Origin of the sequence: Cellulomonas biazotea, from assembly GCF_004306155.1 — a bacterium.
Lineage (GTDB): Bacteria > Actinomycetota > Actinomycetes > Actinomycetales > Cellulomonadaceae > Cellulomonas > Cellulomonas biazotea.
The window spans coordinates 1-7,238 of the sequence record NZ_BIMR01000114.1; the positions used below are offsets into that span (position 1 = coordinate 1).

6 protein-coding genes and 1 pseudogene are annotated in these 7,238 nt (G+C 74.1%); 3 read left to right on the forward strand and 4 right to left on the reverse strand.

Annotated features, from left to right (window positions below; all coding sequences use genetic code 11):
* Together CBZ_RS20820 and CBZ_RS08955 are read left to right on the forward strand one after the other, a co-directional pair.
* Positions 1-1,046: hypothetical protein (locus CBZ_RS20820; RefSeq protein ID WP_165446712.1), on the forward strand; the 1,046-nt coding region annotated here is incomplete at its 5' end.
* 14 nt (positions 1,047-1,060) lie between these two features.
* On the forward strand, positions 1,061-1,462 hold the full coding sequence (locus CBZ_RS08955; protein WP_130781224.1) for a hypothetical protein: 402 nt from the start codon (positions 1,061-1,063) through the stop codon (positions 1,460-1,462).
* A gap of 137 nt (positions 1,463-1,599) precedes the next feature.
* Here CBZ_RS08955 and CBZ_RS08960 read toward each other — a convergent pair whose 3' ends face one another.
* Both CBZ_RS08960 and CBZ_RS08965 read right to left on the reverse strand, forming a co-directional pair.
* Entirely contained in the window at positions 1,600-2,376 is a 777-nt protein-coding gene (locus tag CBZ_RS08960; RefSeq protein ID WP_130781225.1) for a PspA/IM30 family protein, read from the reverse strand.
* Between the two features lie 69 nt (positions 2,377-2,445).
* Complete coding sequence (locus CBZ_RS08965; protein WP_246013188.1) at positions 2,446-4,440, reverse strand: TPM domain-containing protein; 1,995 nt, start codon at positions 4,438-4,440, stop codon at positions 2,446-2,448.
* Between the two features lie 204 nt (positions 4,441-4,644).
* On the opposite strand from CBZ_RS08965, the gene CBZ_RS08970 reads away from it, so the two are divergent.
* On the forward strand, positions 4,645-5,058 hold the full coding sequence (locus CBZ_RS08970) for a hypothetical protein (protein WP_165446711.1): 414 nt from the start codon (positions 4,645-4,647) through the stop codon (positions 5,056-5,058).
* Between the two features lie 25 nt (positions 5,059-5,083).
* Here CBZ_RS08970 and CBZ_RS08975 read toward each other — a convergent pair whose 3' ends face one another.
* Positions 5,084-6,748, reverse strand: a complete 1,665-nt coding sequence (locus tag CBZ_RS08975) for a DNA repair helicase XPB (protein WP_130781227.1) — start codon at positions 6,746-6,748, stop codon at positions 5,084-5,086.
* Positions 6,745-7,238 (reverse strand): annotated as a pseudogene (locus CBZ_RS21350) (helicase-associated domain-containing protein); the annotation flags it as partial. The pseudogene CBZ_RS21350 and the gene CBZ_RS08975, both read right to left, overlap by 4 nt.

The following is a 7,238-nucleotide window of genomic DNA, read 5'->3' on the forward strand; positions in this document are numbered from 1 at the left end:
CCAAGCAGGACTACGTCATCGGGTACGTGCTCGGCTCGCAGTGGTCCGGGTCCTCGAAGCCGCTGACGTACACGCAGATGGCGTCGGCGCGGAACCTCAAGGTGCTGCTGCCGCTCGCGCCCGCGTCGGCGGACCAGATCATCACCGACGTCGCGGTGTACCTCAACCTCATGCAGCCCGTGAACGGCCTGCAGGACCAGCTGCTCAACGGCGCGTGGACGCTCGCGCAGCTCAAGGGCAACACCATGAGCCCGAGCGCCCAGAACGGCGGGATCCAGACGTTCGACCCGAACACCGGCGCGACGCTCGGCTGGAACGTCGGCTGGTCGGTCGCGTCGTCGGTCGCGTCGATCAACAACGACCTCGCCAACACGGGCCGCACGATCGAGATCGACCTGACGACCACGTCGTCGAGCGACAACACCCTCGGCGTCAACGTCGACGGGCAGGTCGGCTTCTCGGTCGGCTCGTGGCTGGAGTTCTCCACCGAGGCGAGCGCGTCGTACGACATGTCCCGCACGTCGGGCACGAGCACCGAGTGCTCGGTGTCGATCGTGTACGCCGGCTACTCGATGGTGCCGCTCGCGCCGACGCCGTGGCAGCAGGCGACGAACGTCGGGTTCTACGCGCCCGACCCGGTCGCGCAGGCCGTCGCGAACTCGGGGCAGGACGTCACCGGCTTCCAGTTCCTGTCCGCGCCGCCGTACCGGCTCGGGCCCGTCGCCGACGGCGGGAACTTCGGCGTGCTGACCAACCTGCTCGTCGCGAACTACCCGACGATCACCATCACGTACGAGCACGCCGACTACGCGACGTTCGCGCAGTCGTGGGACGAGAAGGTCAGCGGCAACCTCACGCTGTTCGGCTTCATCAAGCTCGGCAGCTTCTCCCAGGGCGCCTACGGCAGCACCGTCACGAGCAGCACGGACAACAGCTCGTTCACGATCACCTTCAGCGCGTCGCCCGAGGTCACGGCGGTCCCGCAGAACCAGAAGACCGCGTACGTCGTCGGTGCCGCGGTCGCCAACCCCGGCGTCACCCACTGAGGAAGGGGCGGACCATGCCGATCCAGACAGCTCAGGGCGGGGTCATGAACAACCCGCTGCCCGGTGGTGGCGCCGCGGTGCACGCGGGCGCGGTCGCCGTCATCAACCAGCTCACGTACGGGCACCTGTGGGGTGCGGCGGGCGGGTTGATCCCCGGCCACGTGCACCTCGACCTGCAGGGCTACACGGGCGCCGGGTGGATGAACCTCCAGGTGCAGGTCGGAGGCGGGCACTCCACGGTCGCGACGGCCCTCGTCGCGCCGACCGTCCAGTCGGTCGCGACGCCCGGTGCGCGGCGCAACGCGCAGCAGGTCGAGATCGTGCGCAAGATCAAGAGCGCGCTGTTCGACAGCCTGCACGACTACGAGAACGCCAACCCGCACAACTGGGACGTGACGGGGACCCCGTCGTCCTGACGCCACCGCCCGCGGCACGGCGGGCGAGACGGCGTGCGGCACGGCAGCACGAGGCCGACGGCACCGGGAACCCCCACCCGGTGCCGTCGGCCTCGTGCGTGCCGGTCACGCCCGGTCGACCGGACGCGACCGGGCGGTCACTGCTCCGGCGCGGCCTCGAGCTGCGGCGTCACCTGCGTCGTGCCGAGGGCCTGCGGGGCGCTGCCCTGCTTGAGCGCCGCGAGGCGCGCCTCGACCTCGATCTGCGCGCCCGACGTCTCGAGCTCGGCGAACTGCGAGTCGAGCGACGACGCCGCGAGCTCGGCCTGGCCCATCGCGTAGGCCTCCTCGCGGCGCACCTTGTCCTCGAAGCGGGACAGCTCGCTCGTCGGGTCGAGCACGTTGATCGAGCTGATCGCGGTCTGCACCGTCTGCTGCGCCTGCGCGGACTTCTGCCGCGCGACGAGCGTGTCGCGACGCTGCTTGAGCTGCCCGAGCTTGTCCTTCATCATCGCGAGCCCGGACTTGAGCTTCTCGACCGTGTCGCGCTGCGACGCGATGATCGGCTCGGAGTCGCGGACCTCGCCCTCGGCCTGGATCTGCTTGCCGAGCGCGACCTTCGCGAGGTTGTCGAACCGGTCGGCCTTCGCGGTGTCACCCGCGGCGCGCGCCTGGTCGGCGGCCGTCGACGCGGCGATCGCCTTGCCGCCCCACTCGCGGGCCGCGGCGACGTCCTCGTTGTAGTCCTGCTCCGCGAGGCGCAGGTTGCCGATGGTCTGCGCGATCGCCTTCTCCGCCTCCGCGATGGAGTTGGTGTAGTCGCGCACCAGCTGGTCCAGCATCTTCTGCGGGTCCTCGGCCTGGTCGAGCAGCGCGTTGATGTTCGCCCGCGCCAGCTGGCTGATCCGTCCGAAGATGCTCTGCTTCTCGGTCATCGCCTCGTGCCTTCCCTCGCTCTGTCGTCGTGCCGTCCGTCGTACGTCCTGCCTGCGTGCCGCAGCGTGTCAGAACCCGCCGCCGAACCCGCCGTCGCCGAAGCCCCCGCCGTCGAACCCGCCGCCGTCGCCGCCGCCGAACCCGCCGCCACCGCCCCAGCCGCCGCCGCCCCGCAGGATCGAGTCGAGCAGGATCCCGCCGAGGACCATCCCGCCGACCCCGTTGACCGCGTCGCCCATGCCACCGCGACCCCGGCCGGTGCCCTGGTAGCGGTACGCGTCGGCCTGCTCGACGTCGGCCTGCGCCAGGTGCTGCGCGTCGGCGACGAGCTGCTCCGCGCGGTGCGCGAGCTCCAGCGCCTGCTCGGGCTCGGTCGTCGCCAGGTCGGACGCCTGCCGGAACAGCCGCTCCGCCTCCGCGAGCCGCGTCCGCGCCTCCGGGCCGACAGCTCCGCGCCGCGTCGCGACGAAGTCGCTCGTCGCGCGCAGCGACGACCGCAGCCGGCCGAGGGTCTCGTCGAGGAGCTGGCGCGCGCGGTCGGCCCGCTCCCGCGCCTCGCGCAGCGGGGCGAGCGCCGAGTCGATCGCCGCCTCCGCCGCCGTGATCCCACGCAGCGCCGCGAGCGGGTCGCCCTCGCCGGTCCGCGCCGCTCGTGCGACGGCGACCGCGGCGTGCGCGTCCTGCACGCGGGGTGCCACGTCCGGGCGGCCCGGGCCGAGGCGGTCGGCGTCGGCGATGTCGGACGTGATGGACGCGATCGCCGCGTCCAGGCGCGGCCCCGCCGACGCGAGGTCCGTGCCCGCGTGGTCCACCGCGTCGAGCAGCACCCGCACCTGGCCGAGGGCCTCCTCGCCGGCGCGCGCGTACCGCACCGCCGTCGCCCGGTCGCCCTGCTCGAGCGCGGTGCGGCCCTGCGCGAGCGTCGAGGTGATCTCGTCGAGCAGCATCCGGGCCTGGTCGGGGTTGTGCGTCACCGACGCCAGGGCCGTCGGCGGGTAGCGCGTCGCGAGCGTCTGGAGCGTCGCGCGTGCCGTGTCGACGTGCGCGTGCAGCGCCGCGGCCTCCCGCTCGTGCGCGTCGAGCGCGTCGCCCGCGCGGGACTCGACGTCGCGCAGCTCGTCGAACGACGACTTCTGCGCGTCGAGGGCGGCGGCGACCTGCGCGACCGTCCGCAGGATGCGCGTCGCCGTCTCGCGGACCTGCGGCTCGGTGTCCGGGATGTCGTCGTCGAGCGTCTGACGCAGCCGGAAGGCCTCGGTGACCTGCTGCTTCGCGCCCGTCAGCACGGTCTCGAACTCGCGCGTCGCGTCGGGCCCGAACTGCGCCTGCGCGAAGCCCAGCTCCTCCTCCGACGAGCGCAGCGCGTCGTCGATGCGGACCAGCGCTGACGACGAGCGCTTGTCGAGCTCGGCCGTCGTGAGGGCCGCGAGCTCGTCCACGGGACCGGCCGCCTGCGGCTGCGGGGGCGGGCCCAGCTGCTTGTCGCGGCGACGCCGGGCCAGGAACGCGGGCAGCGCGAACAGTCCGCCGATGACGACGAGCCCGATGAGCAACGCCCACACGAAGCCGCCGCCGCCCCCCGAACCCGTCGCCGACGCGCGCAGCGAGTCGGCCGTCGCGACCGCCGCCCCCGCCCAGTCGCCCGCCGACAGCCGGTCCTCCGCCGCGTTCGCCGCCGCCTCGACCTCACCGCTCGACAGCCCCTCGACCTGCTGCGGGACCAGCGCGTACCGCTCGGCCTCCGTCGCGACCGCGAGCACCAGGTCCGAGCCGCCGAGCCCCGACTGCGCGGCCGTCGCCTGCGCCCAGTCCACGGGGTTCTGCCCGGCGAAGTCCGCCACGTACACGACGTAGAGCTGGTACGGCGTCTCCGCCGCGAGCTCGTCGAGCGCCGACTGCACCTCGGCCTCCGAACCCGCCAGGGCCCCGACCTCGTCGGTGATGTCCGACGAGATCGTCACGGGCTCCGCGGCGGGCAGCACCAGGGCCGACGCCGGGGCGGCGACGAGGCCGGCGACGGCGAGCAGCGGGACGAGCAGGGACGCGCGGGTCCGGGAGCGCACGTGACGATCCTTTCTCAGGGGCGTACCCCTCGCAACGACACCCGGCCCGCGCCGGTTCCCGGCACCCGGCCGTGACCGGTGCGGGCGGGCGTGGCGGTCGTTGACCCGCAGGTCACGGCGGTGGGATCCTTCCCACGCCGGAGGGCGGCCCGTCGCGGACGGGGCGTCGCCCCCGGACCCGAAGGTCGAGAGGGGACCGCTGCCGTGCCGAGGTCGAGCTGGGGCCGCCACGCCGTGGCCGTCGTCGTCCTCGCGGTGGTCGGGGTGGTCGCCGGGGCCGCGTCCGCGCAGGCCGCCGCGACGCCGGGCTCGCGCGTGGCCGTGGCCGGACCTGTCTCCGGTCCGGTCGCCGGACCCGTCGCCGACGGCGTGCCCGCGGACGCTCGTGACGGGCACCCGCTCGGACCCGTCGTCGCCCTCGTCGAGCGGACGGTCACGGTGGCCGCCGCGGCCGTCACCGACGTCGTCCTGCTCGCCGCCGAGCACGTCCACGCCGGCTGCGACGCCGTCGCCGGCTGGTGGGCGGCGTCCGCACCCGAGTGGGTGCGCGGCGTCGCCCGGAGCGGCATCGCCCTGTGGGAGCTCCGCGAGGCGGCGCGCGAGGCACTCGACCTCTGACGCACCGCCCCGCCGCGACGGGTGCTCAGTCCCGCTCGAGCCCGTCCTGCGGGCTCAGCAGGTCCTCGGCGTCGAGGATCGAGTACGCGTACCCCTGCTCCGCGAGGAACCGCTGCCGGTGCGCCGCGAAGTCCTGGTCGACCGTGTCGCGCGTGACGACCGTGTAGAAGTGCGCCGTCTTCCCGTCGGACTTGGGCCGCATGATCCGGCCGAGCCGCTGCGCCTCCTCCTGCCGGGACCCGAACGACCCCGACACCTGGATCGCGACGGACGCCTCGGGCAGGTCGATCGAGAAGTTCGCGACCTTCGACACGACGAGCTTGTGGATCTCCCCGGCGCGGAACGCGTCGAACAGGCGCTGGCGCTCGCGGACCGGCGTCTCGCCCGTGATGAGGTCGGCGCCGACGTGCTCCGCGAGCTCGTGCAGCTGGTCGAGGTACTGGCCGATGACGAGCACCTGGTCGCCCTCGTGCTTCGCGACGAGCCGCTCGACGACCCGGTTCTTGCCCGCCGCCGTCGCGGCCAGGCGGTACTTGTCCTCCGGCTCCGCCGTCGCGTAGAGCATGCGCTCGTGGTCGGGGAGCGTCAGGCGCACCTCGATGCAGTCGGCGGGCGCGATGTAGCCCTGCGCCTCGATGTCCTTCCACGGCGCGTCGAACCGCTTGGGGCCGATGAGGCTGAACACCTCGTCCTCGCGGCCGTCCTCGCGGACCAGCGTCGCGGTCAGGCCGAGGCGGCGGCGCGCCTGCAGGTCCGCCGTCATGCGGAACACCGGCGCGGGCAGCAGGTGCACCTCGTCGTACACGACGAGGCCCCAGTCGCGGGCGTCGAGCAGCTCGAGGTGCGTGTAGACGCCCTTCCGCTTGGTCGTGAGCACCTGGTACGTCGCGATGGTGACGGGCCGGATCTCCTTGCGGGCGCCCGAGTACTCGCCGATCTCGTCCTCGGTGAGCGACGTGCGCTTCACGAGCTCGTCGCGCCACTGCCGCGCGGAGACCGTGTTGGTGACGAGGATGAGGGTCGTCGTCGACGAGCGCGCCATCGCACCCGCCCCGACGAGCGTCTTGCCGGCGCCGCAGGGCAGCACGACGACGCCCGACCCGCCGTGCCAGAACGACTCGACGGCGTGCTCCTGGTACGGGCGCAGGTGCCACCCGTCCTGCGCGAGCGCGATCGCGTGCGCCTCGCCGTCGACGTAGCCCGCGAGGTCCTCCGCGGGCCACCCGAGCTTGAGCAGCACCTGCTTGAGGTGCCCACGCTCGGAGGGGTGGACGACGACGTCGGTCGCGTCGAGCCGCGCACCGAGCAGGCCGGCGGTCCGCTTCGAGCGCATGACCTCCGCTAGGACGGCCGCGTCGAGGGCGTGCAGGACCAGGCCGTGCACGGGGTCCTGGACGAGCTGCAGCCGCCCGTAGCGCGACATCGTCTCCGCGACGTCGACGAGCAGCGCGTGCGGGACGGGGTAGCGGGAGTACTCGAGCAGGACGTCGACGACCTGCTCCGCGTCGTGGCCCGCCGCGCGCGCGTTCCACAGGCCCAGGGGCGTCAGCCGGTAGGTGTGCACGTGCTCGGGGGCGCGCTCCAGCTCCGCGAACGGGGCGATCGCCCGTCGGCACGCGTCCGCCTGGTCGTGGTCGACCTCGAGCAGCAGCGTCTTGTCGCTCTGCACGATCAGCGGGCCGTTCGTCACGGGCTCTCCTCCGTCTCGGGTGCCGGGGGCACGTCGGGCGCCGGGTCGTCCGACGGCTCGTCGGCGCGGCTCACGGACGCGATGCGGTGCACCGCGACGGTCAGCTCCGCCTCGCGCGCCGGGTCGACGGCCCGCAGCCGCCCGCCCTCGACGTGCACCGGGCGCAGCAGGCGGCGCTCGGGCACGCCCTGCGACCCGACGAGCTCGACCCAGACGGTCGAGCGGTCCGCTGCCGCCTCGCGCAGCAGCACCAACGCGGCGACGGGGTCGGCTGTTCCCTCCGCGCCGACGGGGTCGGCGGTGCGGCCGCCGGTGCGGGAGGTCCGTCGCGGGGGAGCCGCCGCAGGAGCGTCGTCGGGCGGGTCGTCGCGGACCGTCCGCACGGCCGCCGCGCCCGGTGCGGCGCCGACACCCGCCGATCCGTGGAGGTCGTGCGCGTCGGCGCCGGCGCCCCGGGCCCGGGCGACCCGGCCCGAGACCTGCTCGGCCT

Excerpts from the sequence above, each read along its gene's own strand:
- CBZ_RS08955 (WP_130781224.1), top strand. The coding sequence starts at position 1,061 with ATGCCGATCCAGACAGCTCAGGGCGGGGTCATGAACAACCCGCTGCCC.
- CBZ_RS08960 (WP_130781225.1), bottom strand. The coding sequence starts at position 2,376 with ATGACCGAGAAGCAGAGCATCTTCGGACGGATCAGCCAGCTGGCGCGG.